The organism is Haloferax massiliensis, assembly GCF_001368915.1.
GTDB lineage: Archaea > Halobacteriota > Halobacteria > Halobacteriales > Haloferacaceae > Haloferax > Haloferax massiliensis.
Map to the genome: position 1 here is coordinate 66266 of NZ_CSTE01000001.1, position 20198 is coordinate 86463.

23 protein-coding genes and 1 pseudogene are annotated in these 20198 nt (G+C 66.7%); 11 read left to right on the forward strand and 13 right to left on the reverse strand.

The annotated features are described in order from the left end of the window. Window positions 1-98: 98 nt before the first annotated feature. Complete coding sequence (gene thiC / locus BN996_RS00325; protein ID WP_089776690.1) at window positions 99-1547, reverse strand: phosphomethylpyrimidine synthase ThiC; 1449 nt, start codon at window positions 1545-1547, stop codon at window positions 99-101. A 176-nt stretch (window positions 1548-1723) separates the two neighbouring features. Between thiC and BN996_RS00330 the strand changes: the two genes are divergently transcribed. Continuing rightward, complete coding sequence (locus BN996_RS00330) at window positions 1724-1924, forward strand: hypothetical protein (RefSeq protein ID WP_089776691.1); 201 nt, start codon at window positions 1724-1726, stop codon at window positions 1922-1924. Between the two features lie 97 nt (window positions 1925-2021). On the opposite strand, the gene BN996_RS00335 is transcribed toward BN996_RS00330, so the two are convergent. Together BN996_RS00335 and BN996_RS00340 are read right to left on the reverse strand one after the other, a co-directional pair. Further along, window positions 2022-2999: an ABC transporter substrate-binding protein gene (locus BN996_RS00335; protein ID WP_089777275.1), complete on the reverse strand. Its 978-nt coding sequence runs from the start codon at window positions 2997-2999 to the stop codon at window positions 2022-2024. A 392-nt stretch (window positions 3000-3391) separates the two neighbouring features. Continuing rightward, window positions 3392-4546: a multicopper oxidase domain-containing protein gene (locus BN996_RS00340; RefSeq protein ID WP_089776692.1), complete on the reverse strand. Its 1155-nt coding sequence runs from the start codon at window positions 4544-4546 to the stop codon at window positions 3392-3394. Window positions 4547-4804: 258 nt separating this feature from the next. Here BN996_RS00340 and BN996_RS00345 point away from each other — a divergent pair, with 258 nt between their 5' ends. Beyond that, a complete protein-coding gene (locus tag BN996_RS00345; protein WP_089776693.1) occupies window positions 4805-5173 on the forward strand; it encodes a winged helix-turn-helix domain-containing protein in 369 nt (122 codons plus the stop codon). 4 nt (window positions 5174-5177) lie between these two features. Here BN996_RS00345 and BN996_RS00350 read toward each other — a convergent pair whose 3' ends face one another. Further along, window positions 5178-5819 (reverse strand): helix-turn-helix domain-containing protein, encoded by a 642-nt coding sequence (locus tag BN996_RS00350; protein WP_089776694.1) that lies wholly within the window; start codon window positions 5817-5819, stop codon window positions 5178-5180. Between the two features lie 156 nt (window positions 5820-5975). Between BN996_RS00350 and BN996_RS00355 the strand changes: the two genes are divergently transcribed. Next, window positions 5976-7073, forward strand: a complete 1098-nt coding sequence (locus tag BN996_RS00355; protein ID WP_089776695.1) for a halocyanin domain-containing protein — start codon at window positions 5976-5978, stop codon at window positions 7071-7073. Between the two features lie 58 nt (window positions 7074-7131). On the opposite strand, the gene BN996_RS00360 is transcribed toward BN996_RS00355, so the two are convergent. Together BN996_RS00360 and BN996_RS00365 are read right to left on the reverse strand one after the other, a co-directional pair. Continuing rightward, a complete protein-coding gene (locus BN996_RS00360; RefSeq protein ID WP_089776696.1) occupies window positions 7132-7329 on the reverse strand; it encodes a XapX domain-containing protein in 198 nt (65 codons plus the stop codon). An 84-nt stretch (window positions 7330-7413) separates the two neighbouring features. Next, window positions 7414-7734 (reverse strand): CGCGG family putative rSAM-modified RiPP protein, encoded by a 321-nt coding sequence (locus tag BN996_RS00365; protein WP_089776697.1) that lies wholly within the window; start codon window positions 7732-7734, stop codon window positions 7414-7416. A gap of 118 nt (window positions 7735-7852) precedes the next feature. On the opposite strand from BN996_RS00365, the gene BN996_RS00370 reads away from it, so the two are divergent. After that, window positions 7853-10135: a nitric-oxide reductase large subunit gene (locus BN996_RS00370; RefSeq protein WP_089776698.1), complete on the forward strand. Its 2283-nt coding sequence runs from the start codon at window positions 7853-7855 to the stop codon at window positions 10133-10135. Window positions 10136-10265: 130 nt separating this feature from the next. Here BN996_RS00370 and BN996_RS00375 read toward each other — a convergent pair whose 3' ends face one another. The 3 genes from BN996_RS00375 to BN996_RS00385 all read right to left on the reverse strand — a co-directional run bounded on the left by BN996_RS00375 (window position 10266) and on the right by BN996_RS00385 (window position 12720). Then, on the reverse strand, window positions 10266-10799 hold the full coding sequence (locus tag BN996_RS00375; RefSeq protein WP_089776699.1) for a hypothetical protein: 534 nt from the start codon (window positions 10797-10799) through the stop codon (window positions 10266-10268). A 94-nt stretch (window positions 10800-10893) separates the two neighbouring features. Then, a complete protein-coding gene (locus BN996_RS00380; protein ID WP_089776700.1) occupies window positions 10894-11460 on the reverse strand; it encodes a halocyanin domain-containing protein in 567 nt (188 codons plus the stop codon). A gap of 87 nt (window positions 11461-11547) precedes the next feature. Beyond that, the gene (locus BN996_RS00385) at window positions 11548-12720 is read right to left on the reverse strand and encodes a TIGR04053 family radical SAM/SPASM domain-containing protein (RefSeq protein WP_089776701.1); all 1173 of its coding nucleotides are present in this window, start codon (window positions 12718-12720) and stop codon (window positions 11548-11550) included. A gap of 32 nt (window positions 12721-12752) precedes the next feature. Between BN996_RS00385 and BN996_RS00390 the strand changes: the two are divergent. The 4 genes and pseudogenes from BN996_RS00390 to BN996_RS00400 all read left to right on the forward strand — a co-directional run bounded on the left by BN996_RS00390 (window position 12753) and on the right by BN996_RS00400 (window position 15136). Continuing rightward, window positions 12753-13113: pseudogene (locus BN996_RS00390) on the forward strand (DUF2249 domain-containing protein). Between the two features lie 154 nt (window positions 13114-13267). Beyond that, a complete protein-coding gene (locus BN996_RS19895) occupies window positions 13268-13420 on the forward strand; it encodes an HVO_2142 family zinc finger protein (RefSeq protein WP_167344076.1) in 153 nt (50 codons plus the stop codon). A 168-nt stretch (window positions 13421-13588) separates the two neighbouring features. Further along, entirely contained in the window at window positions 13589-14662 is a 1074-nt protein-coding gene (nirK, locus tag BN996_RS00395; protein WP_089777276.1) for a copper-containing nitrite reductase, read from the forward strand. Window positions 14663-14815: 153 nt separating this feature from the next. Then, window positions 14816-15136 carry a DUF5789 family protein gene (locus tag BN996_RS00400; RefSeq protein ID WP_089776703.1) on the forward strand — a complete coding sequence of 107 codons (321 nt, stop codon included), beginning with the start codon at window positions 14816-14818 and terminating at the stop codon, window positions 15134-15136. 532 nt (window positions 15137-15668) lie between these two features. Here the strand turns inward: BN996_RS00400 and BN996_RS00405 are convergent. Beyond that, complete coding sequence (locus BN996_RS00405) at window positions 15669-15902, reverse strand: hypothetical protein (RefSeq protein WP_226908652.1); 234 nt, start codon at window positions 15900-15902, stop codon at window positions 15669-15671. 206 nt (window positions 15903-16108) lie between these two features. Between BN996_RS00405 and BN996_RS00410 the strand changes: the two genes are divergently transcribed. Continuing rightward, entirely contained in the window at window positions 16109-16720 is a 612-nt protein-coding gene (locus BN996_RS00410) for a DUF7998 family protein (RefSeq protein WP_089776705.1), read from the forward strand. A 35-nt stretch (window positions 16721-16755) separates the two neighbouring features. Here the strand turns inward: BN996_RS00410 and BN996_RS00415 are convergent, their stop codons facing one another. Continuing rightward, a complete protein-coding gene (locus BN996_RS00415) occupies window positions 16756-17061 on the reverse strand; it encodes a cupin domain-containing protein (RefSeq protein ID WP_089776706.1) in 306 nt (101 codons plus the stop codon). A gap of 142 nt (window positions 17062-17203) precedes the next feature. Between BN996_RS00415 and BN996_RS00420 the strand changes: the two genes are divergently transcribed. Beyond that, window positions 17204-17503 (forward strand): DUF8011 family protein, encoded by a 300-nt coding sequence (locus BN996_RS00420; protein ID WP_089776707.1) that lies wholly within the window; start codon window positions 17204-17206, stop codon window positions 17501-17503. Between the two features lie 32 nt (window positions 17504-17535). Here the strand turns inward: BN996_RS00420 and BN996_RS00425 are convergent, their stop codons facing one another. Both BN996_RS00425 and BN996_RS00430 read right to left on the reverse strand, forming a co-directional pair. After that, complete coding sequence (locus BN996_RS00425) at window positions 17536-18876, reverse strand: hypothetical protein (RefSeq protein ID WP_089776708.1); 1341 nt, start codon at window positions 18874-18876, stop codon at window positions 17536-17538. Window positions 18877-18978: 102 nt separating this feature from the next. Beyond that, window positions 18979-19212, reverse strand: coding sequence for a DUF2249 domain-containing protein (locus BN996_RS00430; RefSeq protein WP_042663631.1), 234 nt, complete (start codon window positions 19210-19212; stop codon window positions 18979-18981). Window positions 19213-19456: 244 nt separating this feature from the next. On the opposite strand from BN996_RS00430, the gene BN996_RS00435 reads away from it, so the two are divergent. Further along, window positions 19457-20198, forward strand: a 742-nt coding sequence (locus BN996_RS00435; protein ID WP_139043098.1) for an AAA family ATPase, incomplete at its 3' end; no start/stop codon positions are given.

Genomic DNA, 20198 nt, shown 5'->3' on the forward strand with positions numbered 1-20198 from the left:
AAAAAGAAGCCACCGACACGGGGTGGTCGCCCGCGCGGTGGGCTCGGTCGATGGCCCGCGGGGTCGGTTGGTCGGTGGGCCGCGGACGCGGCGGGTCGTCAGTCGTCGCCGTGGGCCGATTCGGGCGTGAACGTGACGCCGCCGATTTCGATTTCGTCGGGGACGCGGTCGGTGTCGTGCGCGCCGACCGGTGGGAGGTTCGCGTCGGCCGAGAGCGACGCGTCGAGGTCGGTCGCGGACTCGATTGCCGTCATCTCGCCGTCGGCGTCGCGGGCGTCCTGGTCGATGCGCATCGAACAGAACTCCACGCCGCACATCGAACAGAAGCGCGCCTCCTTGTAGTTGTCACCGGGGAGCGTCTGGTCGTGATACGACCGCGCCCGCTCGGGGTCGAGCGCGAGGTCGAACTGCCGCGCCCAGTCGAACTCGTAGCGCGCCTCCGAGAGCGCGTCGTCCCAGTCGCGCGCGCCGGGAAGGTCGTTCGCCACGTCGGCCGCGTGGGCGGCGATTCGGTAGGCGGCGAGCCCCTCGCGCACGTCCTCGCGGTCGGGGAGCCCGAGGTGTTCCTTGGGCGTGACGTAACACAGCATCGCCGCGCCGGCGCGGCCGGCCTCGGTCGCACCGATGGCGCTCGTGATGTGGTCGTAGCCCGGAGCCACGTCGGTCACGAGCGGGCCGAGGACGTAGAACGGCGCGCCGTCGCAAACCTGCTGTTGGCGCTCGACGTTCTCGGCAATCTGGTCCATCGGGACGTGGCCGGGACCTTCGACCATCACCTGCACGCCGTAGTCCCACGCGGTCCGCGTGAGTTCGCCCAGCGTGTCGAGTTCGGCGAACTGCGCGTCGTCGCCGGCGTCAGCCAGACAGCCGGGTCGGAGGCCGTCGCCGAGCGAGAACGTCACGTCGTGTTCGGCGAAGATGTCGCAGATATCCTCGAACGCGACGTACAGGGGGTTCTGCTCGCCGCGTTCCTCCATCCACTGGGCGAGGATAGAGCCGCCGCGGGAGACGATGCCCGTCTTCCGGCCGTCGGTCAGGGCGAGGTGTTCCATCAGCACGCCCGCGTGAATCGTCATGTAGTCGACGCCTTGCTCGGCCTGCTTCTCGATGACGTCGAGGAGCAGGTCGCGGGTGATGTCCTCGGGGCTGTCGACGCGCTTGACCGCCTCGTAGATGGGGACGGTGCCGATGGGGACCGGCGAGTACGCGACGTTCGCCTCGCGAATCTCGTCGAGGTTCGACCCCGTCGAGAGGTCCATCACCGTGTCCGCACCGTAGTGGACCGCGGTGTGGAGCTTTTCCAACTCTTCTGTGAGGTCGCTTGTGGTCTCGCTGTTGCCGATGTTCGCGTTGACCTTCGTGGCGAACTCGCGGCCGATAATCATCGGGTCGAGCGAGTCGTGGTTGCGGTTCGCGGGGACGACCGCCTGCCCCTCGGCGACCTGCTTCCTGACGAACTCGGGGTCGCGGTTCTCGCGCTCGGCGACTCGTTCCATCGCCGGGGTGACGCGTCCCGCTCGGGCGTGTTGGAGTTGTGTCGACGCCATTGATTACCTAGTGATACAACTAGCTAATAACAGTTGTGACAGCCGCGGGTCGGTTGAATCCCTCGGAAACTGACAGAATCGACGTGCAACACTCAGAGGGTGGGTTCAGCACTGACGCCTGTAGAACAGAGCAGATAACCACAAAGATTAGACGTGTAATGTGAATAAATAATCATATGTCCTCCAACAGCGGGCCGGTTCGATGGACGAATCCGGAGTATGTCGCAACGGTGGTTGGCGTTCTTTCAGTGGCCGCATTAGTGTTCTACAGTTCGCTCACGCAGTCTGGCCCAACTGTTGATGAGATAGTCTTCGTTGTTCTCGTTACTACGCTGCCTGCTACTGTCGCCTACGAACTTGCTCGTCGCCTCCTGTGACCGACTCGCGCCCTGTATGCAGCACGGTCTCAGCAAACTATCAGTGGCGGAGGAAATCAGTCGCCGCGCGAACGGCGAGAGTGTTCCTCGACGACGATTAGAAATCGCCGGTGACGATGTCGGCGACGCGTTCGCGGTCGAACAGGGTTGCGCCCTCGAAGGCGTCCGGGTAGATGTTCAAGGCCGCCTGTTCGGTGTGATAGAAGTTGATGATGGGTCCTTGGTCGAGATATCCAGCGGGGTAGACCGCCCCGTCCTGAACGGCTCGGACCTCGCTCGCGACCGGGTCGTCCTGCAACGGTTCGACCACGGCCTCTCGGAACTCCGACTCGGACGCACCACCGTAGTTGCGGACGAGCAGTACCTCGGGGTCGACTTCGAGCATAGCCTCCAGGTCGATTGTGCTGTTGTTGGTCCCGCTGAAATGTTCGATGTCCGTCCCCGCGAGCGCGTCTTGCAGCCGCAGTTCTCGCCACTGCTTGGTGCTGATTCCGCCGTCATCGAAGCGGAACGGATAGAACTCATCACCCTCTTGACCGGCCGGATAGACCAGCAGTGCGGTCGGGCGCTGGTCGGCCGGCGGGATTCGCTCGTCTATCGTGTCGAGCATCTCCTCGTGGAGGTCGACAAACGCCTCGTACCGCGGCCGGGCCTGAAACACGTCGGCGACCAGTTCGAACATCTCGTAGAGTTCGTAGTAGCGGTAGCCGTCGTGCCACTCCGAGCTGTGCTTGCGACTGAAATTCCCGAAGAAGGGACCGATTTCGGTTCGGACTTCCTCGACGTCGCTGCGGTCCCAGCCGTACCAGTTCACCAGTAGATTGGGGTCCAGGAGGTGAGCGTCGGCGTTCAGTTCGTACACCAACTCTTTCGGCACGCCGTCTCCGACCAACTCCACGATAGCGTCCGCGTCGAACTCGACGCCGGGCAGTGATTCGAACGCCTCGTTCGCAAAGCGCGCGTGGTTCTGAATGCCGAGCGTTTGTCCCCCGCCGAGTGCGAACCCCATGTCCGCGAGGGTCGGTAACAGCGCGGTCCATCGCTCCGGCGGTTCGTCGAACTCGACCGGACCCATCGGTTCGATCGAGACAGTGTACGACCCGCCGGTGTCGCTCGCGGCGCTCGACTCGTCGGTGGATGTCGCTTTCGTGGTGTTCGGGTCGCTGGTCGAACTGTCGGTCGTCCCGCCAGTTCCGTTCTCGCCGCCACCGAGACACCCTGCGAAGAGCGCGGTGCCGAGGGCAGCGCCACTTCCCAGCAGTTCTCTACGCGTTGAGTTGCTCCGACGCATTAAGAAGCCAAAAATTAGGCTAGCCTAAAACAATAGCGGTTTTCGGTCCGTTGTCTGTCCATGTTACGGGCGGTGAATCCCGGTCCATCCGGCGGTTTTGGCACCAGTAGTCGAACACGAAAAGAGCCGCCGAACGTCGAGACGAGCGGACACACCGCCGCTCTCGGTCCGTTTCCTTACCCCTCGTAGCCGGCGTACTCCATCAGTTTCGCGAAGATGTCGGTGTCCATAACCTCCTTGTAGACGACGCCGCTGAGCATGCCGCCGGGGTAGAAGTTCCCGTTCATGACGTGGTTGACCTTGTGGCAGTGCATGAGGTAGATGCCGGGTTGGGCGTCGGCGGTGAACTCGACCGTGTGGCGCTCCGCGGGCGCGATGTTCGTCACGTCCATGTCGTAGCGGGCGGCCTCGGGGATGACGCCGCCGTCCTTTTCCACCAGTTGGAAGCGGTGGTTGTGGATGTGCATCGGGTGGCTCATGTAGCCCGCGTTGACGTAGTGAATGCGGACGGTGTCACCCTGTTCGACGATGATGGGCGAGCCGTCTTCGGGGTGGAGCGTCCGCGGCGCGCTCTTGCCGTTGACGGTGAACACGTCCGGCTTCCGGTTCCGGGGGTCGTAGGTCACGTTCTCGCCAGCCATCTGCCGCGGGAGCCGCGAGTCCCAGTCGCGGACGGTCATGAAGTACTCCCTGTCGGCCGGTTCGTACCCCTCCGGGTCGACGCGGAGGATGCCGTACATCCCCATCTCGATGTGCCGGTGGGTCTGGTAGTGGCAGTGGTAGAGGTGCGTCCCGGGGACGTTCGCCGGGATGGTGTAGGTGTGTTTCTCGCCGGGGTCGACGCGGATGCCCGTCGTCGTCGGCACGCCGTCGTCCTTCCAGGCCTTGCGCACGCCGTGGAAGTGGACCGTGTGGGGGCGCATCCCGTCGGTGTTGTCGAGCGTGACCTCCATGTCGTTGCCCTCGGTCGTCCGGAGAATCGGCCCGGGGACGCTCGGATTTCCGTCGTCGGCGCTGAACGCCCACACCTGCGGGAGTTCGACCGGCCCGCCCATCGTTTCGAGGGGGTGGGCCGCGTGGCGCGCCGGCGCGCTCTTGAGGGTGACCTGTCCGCCCTGCTCGTCGACCTGTACGACCTCCGGCGGACTGGTGTACGGCAGCGCCGACTCGCTCGTCTGGGCGACCGTCGTCTCGTCCGCGCCGACGGCGGCCGAGTCCCCGTTCGTGGGCGCGGCGCACCCCGCGAGACCGAGCGCTCCGACGCTTCCAGTGGCGGCGAGGAATTCGCGACGCGACACCGTCGAACCGGGTGCACCAACGTAGTTTCGCATTACAGTCGGTCGTTACCCGGGGGGATGGAATACCGTCTCGCCAGTTCCCGACGCACAGGAGCATGACGAACATGTTCGGCACGGTCGCTACGTACCGGGCCGGTGAACAGTCGAGTCGGGCGTACCAGTCCGAATCGACGGCCATCGGTTCGACCGAACCCGACGCTGGTACCCCGCGACTTTCATACGCCCCGGCGGCGTACCGGAAACCGAACCGACGGCGCGCGGGTCGCCGTCGAGCAACCCACTCCCACGCAGATGTCGACCAATCCACTCTCAGACGCGCTCGAACCGGACTTCGAGACGGTGTTCGACGCCCTCACCAGTCCGCAGTGCCGGGCCGTGCTCAAGCAGCTCGACGGCCCGATGACCGCCTCGGACATCGCCGCCGCGTGTGACCTCCCGCGGTCGACGGTGTACCGAAAGCTCGAACAGATGGTCGAGGCGGGGCTCCTCGAAAAACGCGACCGCGGCCGCGACGCCGCTCGCTACGCGGTCGGCTTCGAGGAGGTGGTCGTGACGCGCGAACCGGGCGACCTCTCGATTTCGGTGTCGTCGCCGTCGCGGTCGGCCTCGGACCAACTGTCGTCTCTGTGGTCGGCCGTCGGCGACCAGGCCGGCGACTGAGACCTTACCCGACCGTCGCGTCGTCCCGCGCGAGAAACGCCTTCATGACCTTCCCCTCCGCCCGGTGGAGCTTCTCGCTCGTCGTCGACTTCGCCAGCCCCACGGCCTCGGCGAGCCCGGTGAGCGTGCACGTCCGCGGCGTGTCGTAGTACCCCTCGGCGACGGCCGTTTCGAGGAGGTCGTACTGGTCGTCGGTGAGAAGCGACTCCGTGTCTATCGACTGGTGGATGGAGACGAGGTCGAACGGGATGCCGAACTGCGTGAGCTGTTCGCCCAGCTCCGAGAGGTTCTCGCGCGGCGCGGTCACCTCGACTGTCACCTCGCCGTCGACGATGGTGATGGGCAGCTCCAGCGGGATTCCCACCTCGCTGAGCGTGAGAATCAAAAGCGGTTCGGTCGTCTCGAACTGCACGAGCGCGCGCTCCGGCTGCGCTTCGAGAATCGTCACCGAGACGACCGAGTCGTACTCGTCGATGGTCGTGACGACCGGCTCGATGTCGGCCGTCCGTATCTCGACGAGGCCGACGCCCGTCTCGTCGGCCGGCATCGCCGCGAGGACGGTGAACTCGGCGTCCGGATACCGTCCCGAGAGGTCGGAAACCCAGACCTGATCGGGGAGCGTGATGGAGAGTGTTGCGCGGGGCATCGGTAGTGAAACGAACTTATTCCTCCCGGACAAAGATAGTTCCGAACATGTTCGCCCTTCGGCCGCGTTTCGGGAACCACCGAGACGGGTTTTTCACCGGACCACCGACCGTCGAGTGTCGAGCGAGGCGGGACCGCCGCCTCGCCACCTTCAATCATGAACCCGAACGACACCACATCTCCGACGCTCGGCCGGCGAACCGTACTTCGACTCCTCGGCGGCGCGGCCGTCTCCGCGACCGCGCTGGGAGGCGCCGCCGACGCCGCGCGAGCGCAGTCGGGGACCGACCTCGATTCGTGGTTCGCTCAGACCTCGAACTACGACGGGGTGGTGGACGAGACGGGAAGTTCGACGGTGACAGTGACGGTCGGGGCGCAGGCCAACGGCGGCGCGTTCGGCTTCGGCCCGGCCGCCCTGCGCGTCGACCCCGGAACGACCGTCGTCTGGGAGTGGTCCGGGAAGGGCGGGTCGCACAACGTCGCCGCCGAGGACGGGAGCTTCGAGTCCGACCTCGTCGGCGACAGCGGCCACACGTTCGAGCACACGTTCGACGCGGCGGGCGTCTACAAATACGTCTGTACGCCCCACGAGACCATCGGGATGAAGGGCGCAATCGTCGTCGGCGACGCCGGCGGCGCGACCGCGACCGAGGCGGCCGACTCGACCGGCGAGGGCGAATCGGAGGCGGCCACTGACAGCGCCGGCGAGGGGGACGCCGACCTCGACGCGTGGTTCGAAAACACCACCAACTTCGACGGCGTCGAGGCGCAGACCGGCCTCCAGCGCGTGACCGTCGACGTCGGGGCGCAGGCCAACGGCGGCGCGTTCGGCTTCGGTCCCGCGGCGATTCGCGTCTCGAAGGGCACGACCGTCGCGTGGACGTGGACCGGCGAGGGCGGGTCGCACAACGTCGTCGCCGAGGACGGGAGCTTCGAGTCCGAGCTGGTCGGCGACAGCGGCCACGCGTTCGAACACACCTTCGAGGAGGCCGGGACGTACACCTACGCCTGTACCCCGCACAAGACGCTCGGCATGAAGGGCGCAGTCGTCGTCACCGACGACGAGGGCGGGTCGAACGCGCAGGTGGCCGAGCCGTTCGGCGACTCCGGAACGGAGCGCCTCGGCGGCATCGCGCTGGCCGGGACGTTCGGCGCGATGCTGGCGTCGCCCGCGCTGTTCGGCGCGTTCATGTGGCTCAAAGGCGAGGGCGGCGAGTCGGCGGGCGAGACGTATCCGAAGGGGAAGTCGGAGTAACGCGTCTGAGGGGCGGATGAATTTTCCGGGGTAGCAGTTCGATTTCTCGCGTGCGCGCTCAGAACAGCGACGCGAGCACCCCCGAGATATCGACGTGGAGACCCAACCGCTGGATTCCCTTGTATCCGAGGTAGATTCCCACGATACCCAAGATTCCGGCGAGGTTGGGCGGGGCCGGAATAGGTGTTTCTATGAGGCCGAACAGGGCTCCGGCGAAGACGCCTGCCAGCAGGGCCAAAACGAGTTGCGAGGCCATAGTCGTGCCATCCAAGTTCTGGGATAAATAGGTACAGTAATCGACGCGAGCGCGGGGACAGCCCACCCACGGTTCGAGACGGGACTACTCCACGTACACCCGCGTCACGTGTCCCCCGCAACCGCACTGTTCGACGTACTCGTACTCCACGCCGTCGAACCGCGCCGCGAGCGCGTCGTAGAGGTACGTCTCCGGGTGGCCGTGGTCGCCGTGGGTGACGAGGTTGACGTGGTGGCCGGCGGTCGTGTGTTCGACCGCGTCGACGGCCTCCGAAATCACGAGGTCGCGGTCGGCGGCGTGTCGCGGGAGTTCGAGGTTCGCCGACCACGAGGTGTCGTGGACGCGGTCGGTCGCCGAATCGGGCGTTTCGTGGTCGTGGTCGGCGGGGAGCGAGTCGGTCGTCATACAGTTCGAGAGACGACTTCCGACTCAAAGAGCGACAATCCGAACATGTTCGTCCCGACTGTGCGAGGCCGGGAAGCGGCGCGTGTAGCCTATAGCAGGCGTGTGAACCACGACGTGTATGGAGATTCAACGCAAGACCATCGCGAAGGCAATCGTCGTCGTGTTCGTCTTCAACCTCGTCGTGATGGGTGCGGGCGCGTGGTTCGCCTATCAGGAGGCCCCGCCCATCCCCGACGAAGTTGTCGGACCCGACGGCGACGTCGTCGTCAGCGGCGACGCGATTCGAGAGGGCAAGACCGTGTTCCAGAAAGACGGCCTGATGAATCACGGGTCGATACTGGGCAACGGCGCGTACTACGGCGCGGACTACACCGCCGACGCGCTGGACTTGAAAGTCCAGTTCATGCGGAACTACTACGCCCAAGAACGGTACGGTGAGTCCTACGACCGACTCGACTCCGCCGACCAGGCCGCCGTCGCCGACGTGGTGAAAAACGACCTCGACGACAGCTACGAGGGCGGCGCGATTCGGTACACCGCGGCCGAGGTGTACGCCCACGAGCAGGTCCGCCAGGAGTACGTCGAGCGATACCACGAGGGCGACCACGAGCGCGGCGTCCCCGTGGACATGATCGACTCCGAGGAGGAGGCGCGGGCGTTCGCTGACTTCGCCATGTGGACGGCGTGGTTCTCACACACCGACCGCCCCGGCGGCACGCACTCGTACACGAACGACTGGCCGTACCAGCCCGGCGCGGGGAACGACGCCACCGCCGCCTCGATGACGTGGAGCGTCGTCGCCATGGTGCTCCTCGTCGCGGGCGCGGGCCTCGGCATCTGGCTGTACAAGTCGGTCGAACTCCCCGAGCCGTCGGCCGAGGACATCACGGTGCCCGAACCCGGTGACGTGAGCGTCTTCCCGAGCCAGCGGGCGGCGCTCCGGTTCATCCCGGTCGCCGCGGGGCTGTTCTTGGCACAAGTGCTGTTGGGCGGCCTGCTCGCGCACTTCTACATCGAGCGCGCCGGCTTCTTCGGCGTCGAGTCGATATTCGGCGTGCCCATCCTGCAACTGCTCCCGTTCGCCATCGCCAAGACGTGGCACATCGACCTCGGCATCCTCTGGATCGCCGCGACGTGGCTCGGCGCGGGGCTGTTCCTCCCGCCGCTTCTGACCGGCTACGAGCCGCCGAAGCAGTCGACGTACATCAACGTCCTCCTCGGCGCCATCGTCGTCGTCGTGGTCGGCGGCATGTCGGGTATCTGGCTGGGCGCGAACGGCTACATCGACGGCTCGCTGTGGTGGATTCTCGGCAACGAGGGGCTCGAATACCTCGAAGTCGGGAAGCTCTGGCAGTTCGGCATCCTCGCCGGCTTCCTCATCTGGGCGGGGCTGGCGGTCCGCGGCCTGAAGCCGCTTCTCGACAAGGAAGCGCCGTACGGACTGGCGCACATGATTCTGTACGCCGGCGGCTCTATCGCCCTCCTGTTTACCGCGGGCTTCCTCTTTACCCCCGAGACGAACATCGCCGTCACGGAGTTCTGGCGCTGGTGGGTCGTCCACATGTGGGTCGAGGGGGCCTTCGAGTTCTTCATCGTCGCCATCGTCGGCCTGACGCTGGTGTCGATGAACCTCCTCAGTCGCCGGAGCGCCGAGAAGGCCGTCATGCTTCAGGCGCTCCTCGTCATGGGGACGGGCATCATCGGCGTCTCGCACCACTACTGGTGGGTCGGCATGCCCGACATGTGGGTGCCCATCGGGAGCGTGTTCTCGACGCTCGAACTCATCCCGCTGGTGTTCATCCTCTACGAGGCGCTCGGGCAGTACCGCGCGATGTCGGGCGAGTCGTTCCCGTACCGCCTGCCGTTCATGTTCATCGTCGCCAGCGGCGTCTGGAACTTCGTCGGCGCGGGCGTGCTCGGCTTCTTCATCAACCTCCCGCTCATCAACTACTACGAGCACGGGACGTACCTGACGGTCGGCCACGCCCACGCCGCGATGTTCGGCGCGTTCGGCTTCCTCGCGCTCGGCATGGTCACCTACATGCTCCAGCTCTCCATCGACGCCGACCGCTGGGACGGCTCGTGGCTGCGCGCCGCCTTCTGGTGTTGGAACGTCGGCCTCGTGTTGATGGTGTTCGTCTCCGTCCTCCCAGTCGGCTTCCTCCAACTGGAGACGGCGTTCACCGGGAGCTACGCCGCCGCCCGGAGCGTCGCCTTCTACAACCGGCCGCTGATTCAGACGCTGTTCTGGGCGCGGCTCCCCGGCGACACGCTCATCATCCTCGGGACGGTCATCTACGCGGCCGACCTCGTCAGAAAGCGGTTCGTCCTCCGGCAGTCCGCCGACGACCCGAGCGTCGAGGACATGGCCGTCGCCGAGGGCATCCTGGGCGACGACTAACGGTCGAGCGCTGTCGAACCGCTTCTTTTCTGCTCGCTTGTTGAGACCGACTTCTGTTGTACGCGCACGCGTCACTGTCGCGCCAGACCCGTCGAAGAAGCGGAATTCAACAGAGCCACTGACGGCTGATTCACGTTCCCGATTTTTCACCGCCGGTGGACTCCCGACTCTCCCACGCGAGCACCAACCCCGTCACGGCCCCGACGACGACCGTCCCGCCGAGCGTCGCAATCACGCCCAGCGCCCCGAGGAACAGCGGAACGACGAGAAACAGGACCACACCTCTCACGAGCGCCGCCACCGCCCCCACCCCGACCGGCGTTTCGAACGGATTGCCCTCCATCACGACCACCGCGAGTTCGAGCAGGTACATCGGGACGGGGAGCGCGAGCAATCCCACGAGCCCGCCGACGAGCGTGCCGCGAACCCGGGAGTTCGCCCCGCCGAGTCGCCGCCAGAGCAGGCTGGCGAGCAGACCGCCGCCGAGAAAGCCCCCGGCGACGAGCACCACCAGCGGCGCGGTGGGGACGGCCGGGTCGTCGCCGGTCACCAACGCGACCACCGGGTCGGCGAGAACGTACCAGAGCGCGAACGCGCCGCCCGCGAGGGCGAACGTCATCGAGGGGCGACGGCGCGCGGCGGCGAGGAGCGAGAACCGAGGCATACGAGAGATTCGTTGCACCGGGAGAAGAAGTTCGCGGAAGTCGTGAATCGGCCGACAACGGGCGAAAACAGACCGGAAACGGCGCGGTCGGACGCTACTCGACGACGACCGCGCCCTTCATCCCGAGCGTCTCGTGGGGCGTACAGGCGTAGGTGTACGTCCCGGTCGCCTCGAAGGTGTGTTCGAACGTGTGACCGCTACTGCCCGCCAACTCCGATTCGAAGGAGCCGTCGGCGGCGGCGACGTTGTGCGACCCGCCCTCGCCGTTCCACTCCCAGACGACCGTGGTACCCGGAGAGACGCGAATCGCCGCGGGACCGAAGCCGAACGCGCCGCCGTTGGCCTGCGCGCCAACCGTCACCGTCACCGTCGAACTCCCCGTCTCGTCCACCACCCCGTCGTAGTTGCCGACGTTGTCGAACCAGCCGTCGAACTGCGGGGCGCTCCCGCCGCCGGAACCGCTATCCGCGCCGGTCGTTTCACCGGACTCGGTCGTCGGCTCCGCGGTCGATTCGGCGGTCGTCGCGTCGTCGCCGTCCGCCTCGGCCGCGTTCGCGGCGTCGCCGCCGGAGCCGGAACAGCCGGCGAGCGCCGTCGACAGCGCCGCCGTCGCGGTCAGTGCGGTAAAGCGCCGTCTCGTGAGATTGGAATCGCGCGTCATCAGGTGTACCTCGGCGGCGACGAAAGCAAGCGGTTACCCCGAACGTGTTCGGGGAGATTCCAGCAAGCCGCGACGGGCTACGGGGCGTCAGTCGCCCGCCGGTCGGGTCGCGGGCATCGGGCCGTCGTAGTCGGCGGGCACGTACCCGCAGAGCGGGTCGCTGGCCAGCGGGTCGCCGGTGTGGGCGTACGCCCGCGAGCGACTGCCGCCGCAGACGTGGCGGAACTCGCACGCGCCGCACTTCCCGCGGAGGGCGTCGGGGTCCCGGAGCGACCGGAAGAGGTCGCTCTCGCGGTATCGCTCGACGAGCCCGCCGTCGCGGACGGGGCCGGCGGACGCGGGGAGAAAGCCCGACGGGAACAGCTCGCCGGTGTGGCTGACGAAGGCGAACCCGTCACCCGCGGTGATGCCGAGTCGGCGGCCGATGCCGTCGGTCGGGGGCGCGTCGCTCGCGTCACGACGGCGCTGGATGGCGACCCGACGGTAGTGGGGCGCTTCGGTCGTCTTGACGCCGAAGGGGGCTTCCTCGCTCACCTCGGTCAGCCACTCCATGACGCGCTCGGCGCGCTCCGGGGAAATCGGGTCGAGGACGCGCCCGCGCCCGACGGGGACGAGGAAGAACACGGACCAGAGCACCGCGCCGAGGTCGGCCACGAGGTCGCAGAGCGCGGGGAGTTCGTCCACCGTCTCGGCGCAGACGGTCGTGTTTATCTGAAGCGGGAGGCCGGCGTCGCGGGCCGCGCGGGCGGCCGCGACGGTCTGTTCGAAACTCCCGTCCTCTCCCCGGAAGACGTCGTGTGACGCTGCGGTCGCGCCGTCGAGGCTGAGCGCCATGCGCCTGACGCCCGCGTCGGCGAGGTCGGCGACCGTCTCGGGCGTCAGCGACGACGTTCCGCTCGGAGTGAGCGTCATGCGGAGGCCGAGGTCGGTTCCGTACTCGACGAGGTCCACGAGGTCCGGGCGGGCCAGCGGGTCGCCGCCGGAGAGGACGACGAGTTGCCCCGGTCCGAACTCGCGGGCCTGGTCGAGCAGGCGTTTGCCCTCCGCCGTCGTCAGTTCGTCGGGGTGTCGCGCGGGCGTCGCGTCCGCCCGGCAGTGGTCGCACGCGAGGTCGCACGCCTGCGTCACCTCCCAGACGAGGACGAACGGTCGCCGCGAGGTGTCGATGCTCGACGGGTCCGGCGGGGCGGTCGCCGTCGACGGCGCGTCCGCGTCGCTCCCCTCGCTCGTGTCGGTGTCGACGTGTGGCGGTCGAGACATGGCTCTGGTCGGCTGGTTCGACGGCGCGGACGGTGAGTCACACCCCGAACCTGTTCGGCCGACTGGTCGGGGGAAACCGAGACGAACACGTTCGGGGTGAACTTCCTGCGCTGTCGCCCCCACGACTCGCATATGGAGCACGAGGCGTACCTCGACGGACTCGACGCACCGACCGACCGAACGGTGGATTTCCTCGACGTGCGGGAGTTGCCGCCGCCGGAGCCGCTCACCGAGACGATGAACAGCCTCGCCGACCTCGACGGCGAGACGGTGTTCGTCCAGCTCAACGACCGCGAGCCGAAGTTCCTCTACCCGAAGCTCGACGACCGAGGGTTCGCCTACTGCTCGACCGAGCGCGAGGACGGCGTCGTCACCGCGATTTGGGAACCCTGAGTCGGCGTAGTCGCCGAATCTCTTCCAGTCAATCCCATCCAGTCAATCCCCCGCGAGCGGCGGTGTCGGCACCGCTTGCGTCCCGAAAGCTATCAACCCACCCTAATTTGGTATAATCGTTAATGTAATAACAACCCACGCGTTTGTACGTGGTATGAGTTCAGACCACACGAATACCACCCACTCCGAGTGGTGTCCGGACTGCGGTTCGAAGATGGCCTTCACCGGCACGCAGCCGGCGGGGCTCGCACAGTTCTTCTGCGAGCAGTGTCGGTACCGCCGCGACCGCTTCGTCGGCGACGACTGAACCGTCCGCGCGATTTCTACAGACTCGCACGCCCGGGAGCGGTGGCCGTCCTCGGGTCTCACGGAGTGGTACGACTCGCGAAGATGTTCGGAGCGCGTCTCCAAACCGTGCAATCATTGTTCGTTTATACCCGTGTTCGGACACTCGATTCAACCGGAGGGAGACAACATGCTATCTACGACTCGGCGGCGGACGCTCCAGTGGCTCGGTCTCGGCGGTGCCGCCTCGCTGGCCGGCTGTGCGACGAAAGCGCCGACCGCCGCGCAGTCGCTCGACGGGACGGAGGAACCGACACAACAGAGTCCGACGAACATCGTCGACCAGGTCGCGGCCGACCCGACTGATATTCCCGGTCCCATCGACCGAAGCGAACCCGCGGAAGTCGACGTGACGCTCCGGCCGGAGGAGGTCACCGCCGAGGTCGAACCCGGCGTGACGTTCACGTACACGACCTACAACGGGCAGGTTCCCGGCCCGCTCGTCCGCGTCCGGCAGGGGGACACGGTGAACCTGACGTTCGAGAACCCCGAGGAGAACACCATGCCGCACAACGTCGACTTCCACGCGGTCGCCGGCCCCGGCGGCGGCGCGGAGGCGACGATGACGAACCCCGGTGAGACGGCACACCTGCGGTTCAAGGCGACCTACCCCGGCGCGTACATCTACCACTGCGCCGTGCCGAACATGGACATGCACATCAGCGCCGGGATGTTCGGGCTCATCCTCGTCGAGCCGCCGGAGGGGCTTCCGGAAGTCGACCACGAGATATACCTCGGCCAGCACGAACTCTACACCGACAAGGCCGCCGGCGAGGAGGGCCAGCACACCTTCGACTACGAGTCCATGCGGAACGAGGACCCGACGTACGTCCTCATGAACGGCGAGAAGTACGCGTGGACGCCCAACGGCCGAGGACCGGCCGCGACGGTCGGCACCGACGAGACGGTCCGGGTGTACTTCGTCGACGGCGGGCCGAACCTCTCCAGCAGCTTCCACCCCATCGGGAGCGTCTGGGAGACGCTCTACCCAGACGGGTCGCTGACGACCGAACCGCAGAGCCACATCCAGACGCGGCTCGTGCCGCCGGGAAGCACGACCATCGCGACGATGAGTTCGCCCGTGCCCGGCGACTTCAAACTCGTCGACCACTCGCTGTCCCGCGTCGTCCGCAAGGGCTGTATGGCCGTCATCCGCGCCGAGGGGCCGGAGGACCCCGAAATATTCGACCCCGACCCGCAGTAGCGCCGCCGCAGCGACCGGCAATCATCGCTGTCCGCTTTTTTCTATCTGGCTCTTTCGAGAGGCGTCGTCGCTGAGCGGCGGTGCGCCGGAAGCGACCGCCCCGAGAAGCGACCACAGCGTTATGCCGTTCGCTTTCAAAATGCGAAGCCAAGGATGCCTGACGACAAACAGGGCCGAGATAAGCAAGCGGCCAAGGAAGAACAGCGCCAGCGCGAGCGAGCGCTCCGAGAGGCGCGTGACCGCGCCGACGAACCCGAACCGGGGAAGCAACTCGGGGACCTCGACGACGCGCTTGAGGTTCAGGACTATCCGACCACGACGGAGCAACTCGTCGAGAACTACGGCGACTACGAGGTCGAAACACAAGGCGGGTGGAAACCAATCGACGAGGTGCTCGCTTCGGTCGACAACGAAATATACGACTCCGCGGACGACGTTCGCGACCGGATACAGCGATTGATCAATCGAAGATAAGTGCGTCCGAAGCCGTCTCTGTCGTGGCGATATTTTGATACCCTGCGTTCCGAGACGCGTCCGCTCTTGGGCCCGACCACATCAGGACCTCCTTCCGTGGCCGAGACTCATAGTCGTACGACTTACGTAGCCCAGTGTGCGGAGCCATCATTCAGGTAGACTGGTACTGCCGGAGAACCCTGATAAGAAACACACCACTGAGCAAACAGCCAAAGAAAAGCCCCAACCAGATAGGTGAAAACGGTCTTTGGGAGCCAGCCGATCTGAACAGGTATCCCGTTAGCAGTGCGAGGGCGATTAGTTTCGTCTTCTCGGAGACCATATTCTGCAGTATATGATGTGTTGTACAATCAAGCATTTTGTGAGTGCGGTTGTGAAATACTTGTCTCGGACAGGCGTCTGACCGTGCTCAATTCATCAAACCGTTTTGACCGACTCGCGCGCTGTCTTCAGCGCGCCCGCAGAAACCTCACTGAACGCTGTCAGAAGCGGCGTACAAGATGCAGATGGCACAGTAAAACGTACTGACGTTTCAGTCCCAATAGCTGTCAATCGATTCGCCAGCGAGTCGTGCGCGGACGAACAGGTACGCGAAATGAACTGGGACGTAGCCGAGGCAGAAAACCCAGCCCTGCGGCTTCGAGACTAAGTCCCACGCGCGTTCACCGCCTCTTGTGGCGTCCACCGAGAGCGTCTCAAAACCGAGTATCGACTCGATAGCTGGTCCGACGACCATCACAAACACGCACAGATAGAGAATCGCCACGGCAAGAATTTCGAGCGATTGGTTAGAACTCATCGTTCCCTGAGTAGCGTATAGTAACTGGAGACCACAGATAAAGCCACTTCGAGACTGGTGGGTGGTTCAGTGCGTAATCCACCGCCCCGAGCCAACCGGAGCGACAGCACCCCGACAGTGAGATGAACGTGTTCGGGGGTGGGCCTACGCCCGTGGCGACCCTATTTCGGACCATGCCAGACATCCCATCCCTGTTCGGCGGCGGGTCGCGGGCCGACCGCTTCGACGATATCGACCAGTTCGTCCCGGAGCACTTGCCCGACCCGGACGTCTTCCTCGACGGTCACCGCGTCCTCGACGGCGAGGACCACGTCGCCGTCCACCGGGTCGCCCGCGACCTGTTCGAGGACCGCGGGGTCTACGACGTGACGTTCGGCTACAACCTCGCGCGGCTGAACCTCGACCGACGCCACCCCGAGGCGGGCTTTCGTTACGCGGAAGACCGGGACGACCCGTCGGTCCTCCTCGCGGAGTTCACGCCGACGACGCCGTTTTGCCCGCAGTCGAAGACACTCACCGTCGGCGCGTTCCGGGCGTGGAACGGCCTCGCCGACCGACACGACTACGACCGCGTCCGGGTCCGCGTCGCACCCATGCACCACCACGCGGCGGCCATCAACGCGGAACTCGACGCGATGGACGCGGCCGACTCGCAGGCGACCGGCGAGTCGGACCGCAACGGCGAGACGCCGGCGGGCGACGACGACGGCGAATCCGAGTCGGGAGCGGTCTCGCTGTCCGAGGAGTTCGAGGCGGCGTTGCAGCGGTTGTCGAGCGAAAAGTAGTAGGTCCGTTTTCCCCGCGTGGTCGGCCCCGCGGTTCAGTCGTCGGCGGCCGGCGCGAACACGAGCACTGCGCTACTGTCGACCGGCGCGCGCGGCGAGATGTCGCGGTCGCCGCCGAAGCGCATCAACTCCCCCGCCGCGACTTCGTATGTCTCGCCGTCGAGCGCGAGTTCCATCCGGCCGGCGACGACGTGAAAGACGATGTCGAAGCCGGGGTGGGAGTGCGCCGGCACCTCGTCGCCGGCTTCGAGGCGGAGTCTGACGGTTTTCGGGCGGTCGGTCTCGAAGACGGGCGTGTGCGTCTGCGCCGGGAGGTCGGCGAGCGCGGCGTGTTCTGGCATCACGGGTGAGTCGTCGGCCGCGCGGTCGGTAAGCCTGCGGCCGAACCCGTTCGGGGGCGCGACTGGAAGTGACTGAGCGCACGGCCGTCGAGGTGGGCGACGGTAGGTGCTATTTTGTTCTTCGCGGGCGATGGTGCGTTCGATGCCCTCCATAGTTGACAAAACCGTGTTCAGCGAGCCCTCCGGCGGCCTCTTTCCGGTCGTTCAGCTCTGCGGCGCGCTCGTCATGTCGGGTCTCTACTGGCAGTACGCCGTCGTGGAACAGTCCATGTCTGGCAACTGGCTCCTGTTCATGATAGCGGGGACCGCGCTGTCCGGGGTCGCCGAGTCGCTTCCGAACAATCGACGGCGGGAAGCGGGCGTCCTGCGTCTCGCGGCGGTTCTCGTCCTGACGTGCCTGCTCGCGGTTCTCTTTCTCGCGCCCGAACTGCTCATGGAGTGACCGCGTCCGAGACGCGTCTCTGACGACCTGGCTCAGTCCGCGCCGTCGTCCGCGTCGACAGTCGACGCGGCCGCGCCGCCGACCAACGACTGCGGGCTGTGGACCCAGATGACCCGCAGGAGATTCGCGGCGAACGCCGCGACGCCGACGAGCACGAGCGTCCAGCCCGCCGTCTCGACGGTCGACGAGAGCCCGGCGAGGTCGCCCGCGACGACGGCGGCGACGCCGGCGACGACGAGGCCGAAGTCGAGGCGAGCGAGGCGAGCGCCGTAGAGGTCGTCGAGCATCGGCACGGGTTCGAGGCCGAGGCGGTCGCTGTAGCGGTGGACCCAGACGATGAAGGGGACGACGTGGTAGAGCGTCCCGAGCACGACGAACCCGACGAACCCGAGGAGGAACAGCGAGTCGGCTCCCGGCGCGCCGAACAGGCGGTCGCCGGCCAGCGGGGCCGCGAGCCACGCGGGGAGCGTCAGGACGGCCCAGCCGGCGAGCGCGACGGCCGCGACGGCGTACCGGGTGAGCATGGGCGTCCAGTCGACCGACGACTCGACGAGGCGGCGCGCGAGAATCGCGGCGACGCCGAGGAGCGAGAGGGCGACGAGCGCGCCGCCGACCCGCGCGAGCGTCGGGTTCGAGACGAGTCGGCCGCCGGCGAGCGCGACGACGCCAAGCGGGTAGCCGACCTCCTCGACGCGGCGGAGCCACACGTCGACGCCGCGGAGCTTCGTCTGGGTGAACATCGTCGCGAGTTGGTAGAGCGCGCCGACGACGGTCGTCACGACGACGCCGAAGACGGCGAGCGTGACGTGGGCCGCGCGGACGCTCGCGTGAGTCACGCCGACGCCGGCGAAAAGCGGGCGCGTGAAGTCGACCGCGAGCAGGAAGCCGAGCGCGGTGGCGACCGCGAGAAAGCCGAGTGCGAGGCCGAAGTGGCGCTCGGTCACGTCGTAGTCGTCGAGTCGGGAGAGCGTGCGCGCGACGTTGTAGGCGAACGTCCAGAAGCCGAGGAGCGCGGCGGCACCGAAAAGCGGGAGCCACGCGAACGCGCCGAGGAGGAAGCACGCCGCGAGGCCGCCGACGCCGACGCCGACGGCCCACAACTGCGCGGTCGCGAGTCGCCGGGAGTAGAGGTCGACGCCGGACCAGACCGGGACGAACTGCGTCATCGCGCCCATGATGGTGACGCAGACCCACCCCGCGAGCAGGAGGTGGACGTGCGCGAGACGGGCGGTTCCGGCGACGACGCCGGCGGCGAGGCCGACTCGGAGGCCCACCGCGGCAGCGAGGAAGCCGAGCGCGACGACGAAGTGCCGGAGCGGAATCGTCATCGGTGGCTGTCGGGCCGTGTCGATGTCGGCGGGAATGGCGCTCATACGCGAACTAGCGCGGCGCGGAGCCCTACCGGTGACGCCGAACATATTCGCCGAGGATGGAGAACGGAAGGTGTGAACCGAGGTTGGCCGCCGTCCGCGCCGCTACTGCTTCGGGAACGTCGCCGCGAACTCGTTCGGACCCTGTTTCTCGACCGCGTAGTTGTCGGCGTCGAAGGCGTCGACTTCCGCCTGCATCTCGTAGAACAGCGGTTTCGGGTCGTGGTCGTTGAGAATCGTCAGCGACTCGCCGGCGTCGAGGTCGTCGAAGGCGGCGTGAATCTTCGGATGGCGCTCCGCCGGGGGGAGGTCGCGCACGTCGAGGATGGTGTCTGCCATACACGTCGTACCTCGCGGGGGACCACCGAGTCGGTTACCCCGAACACGTTCGCCTCCGGGGCGGCCGCGGCGGGACCGCCCGCAGTCGAGCGCCCGGGAGAGCGATTCGTGAGTGGCGGCCGCGGAGACGACCGTGTCGCCGCCGAGATGGCCATCGCCGGCGCGTTTCCCGCGGTCGACACGGCGGCGCGCCCGTAAGCAGTCAGAACTCATATATCGCTCATTTCGGAACTACCACTAGGATATGGACATCGAAGCGAGGATTAAACGTCGGCAACGTCGAGACGGGACGCCTCGCCTCCTCGTCGATTACGACTCGCTCTCGCCGGTCGCACACGCCGACGACCCGGTGAACTGCGGGCCGGTGTTGGAGCGACTGCTCGACTACCTCGACCCCGTGTTCGACGGGCATTTGCCGCCGAACGCCTACGTCTACGGCCCGAAGGGGTCGGGGAAGTCGGCGGTCGTGACGGCGCTTTTCGACCACCTCGTCCGCGCGTCGAGCGTCAGCAACGCCGCCATCCACACGACGACCCGCGTGCAGGCGACGTTCGCGCCGCGGTTCGTCTACGTCGACGCGCGCGAGACGACGAGCGCGTTCGCGTTCTACCACGCCGTGCTCGACGCGCTCGTCGACGAGTCGGTGCCGAAGCAGGGCATCAAGACCGAGGCGCTCCAGTCGCGGCTCAAAGCGACGCTCGACGCCCCCCAGACGGGTGCCGTCGTCGCCGTCGACCACCTCGGAGAGCCGGGGACGCTCGACGGCGAGGCGTTCGTCGACCTCTGTGCCGGGCTTCCGAGCAAGGTCAGTTGGCTGGCCATCGGGCGCGCGCCGCCCGACGAGACGGTGCTGACCGATTACACGGCAGACGAGATTCAGTTCGAGTCCTACCAGAGCCAGGTGCTCATCGACGTGCTGATGACGCGGGCGTCGGCGGCCGGGTCGCGGCGGACGCTCGACCACCGCCTCGCCCGCGACATCGCCG

Coding starts and splice junctions, on each gene's coding strand:
- BN996_RS00355 (WP_089776695.1), top strand. CDS start 5,976: ATGAACCCGAACGACACCACATCTCCGACGCTCGGCCGGCGAACCGTA.
- BN996_RS00430 (WP_042663631.1), bottom strand. CDS start 19,212: ATGGCAGACACCATCCTCGACGTGCGCGACCTCCCCCCGGCGGAGCGC.
- BN996_RS00335 (WP_089777275.1), bottom strand. CDS start 2,999: ATGGGTCCGGTCGAGTTCGACGAACCGCCGGAGCGATGGACCGCGCTG.
- BN996_RS00380 (WP_089776700.1), bottom strand. CDS start 11,460: ATGACGCGCGATTCCAATCTCACGAGACGGCGCTTTACCGCACTGACC.
- BN996_RS00375 (WP_089776699.1), bottom strand. CDS start 10,799: ATGCCTCGGTTCTCGCTCCTCGCCGCCGCGCGCCGTCGCCCCTCGATG.
- BN996_RS19895 (WP_167344076.1), top strand. CDS start 13,268: ATGAGTTCAGACCACACGAATACCACCCACTCCGAGTGGTGTCCGGAC.
- BN996_RS00345 (WP_089776693.1), top strand. CDS start 4,805: ATGTCGACCAATCCACTCTCAGACGCGCTCGAACCGGACTTCGAGACG.
- BN996_RS00360 (WP_089776696.1), bottom strand. CDS start 7,329: ATGGCCTCGCAACTCGTTTTGGCCCTGCTGGCAGGCGTCTTCGCCGGA.
- BN996_RS00340 (WP_089776692.1), bottom strand. CDS start 4,546: ATGCGAAACTACGTTGGTGCACCCGGTTCGACGGTGTCGCGTCGCGAA.
- nirK (WP_089777276.1), top strand. CDS start 13,589: ATGCTATCTACGACTCGGCGGCGGACGCTCCAGTGGCTCGGTCTCGGC.
- BN996_RS00415 (WP_089776706.1), bottom strand. CDS start 17,061: ATGCCAGAACACGCCGCGCTCGCCGACCTCCCGGCGCAGACGCACACG.
- BN996_RS00425 (WP_089776708.1), bottom strand. CDS start 18,876: ATGAGCGCCATTCCCGCCGACATCGACACGGCCCGACAGCCACCGATG.
- BN996_RS00385 (WP_089776701.1), bottom strand. CDS start 12,720: ATGTCTCGACCGCCACACGTCGACACCGACACGAGCGAGGGGAGCGAC.
- BN996_RS00365 (WP_089776697.1), bottom strand. CDS start 7,734: ATGACGACCGACTCGCTCCCCGCCGACCACGACCACGAAACGCCCGAT.
- BN996_RS00330 (WP_089776691.1), top strand. CDS start 1,724: ATGTCCTCCAACAGCGGGCCGGTTCGATGGACGAATCCGGAGTATGTC.
- BN996_RS00350 (WP_089776694.1), bottom strand. CDS start 5,819: ATGCCCCGCGCAACACTCTCCATCACGCTCCCCGATCAGGTCTGGGTT.
- BN996_RS00410 (WP_089776705.1), top strand. CDS start 16,109: ATGCCAGACATCCCATCCCTGTTCGGCGGCGGGTCGCGGGCCGACCGC.
- BN996_RS00420 (WP_089776707.1), top strand. CDS start 17,204: ATGCCCTCCATAGTTGACAAAACCGTGTTCAGCGAGCCCTCCGGCGGC.
- BN996_RS00400 (WP_089776703.1), top strand. CDS start 14,816: ATGCCTGACGACAAACAGGGCCGAGATAAGCAAGCGGCCAAGGAAGAA.
- thiC (WP_089776690.1), bottom strand. CDS start 1,547: ATGGCGTCGACACAACTCCAACACGCCCGAGCGGGACGCGTCACCCCG.
- BN996_RS00370 (WP_089776698.1), top strand. CDS start 7,853: ATGGAGATTCAACGCAAGACCATCGCGAAGGCAATCGTCGTCGTGTTC.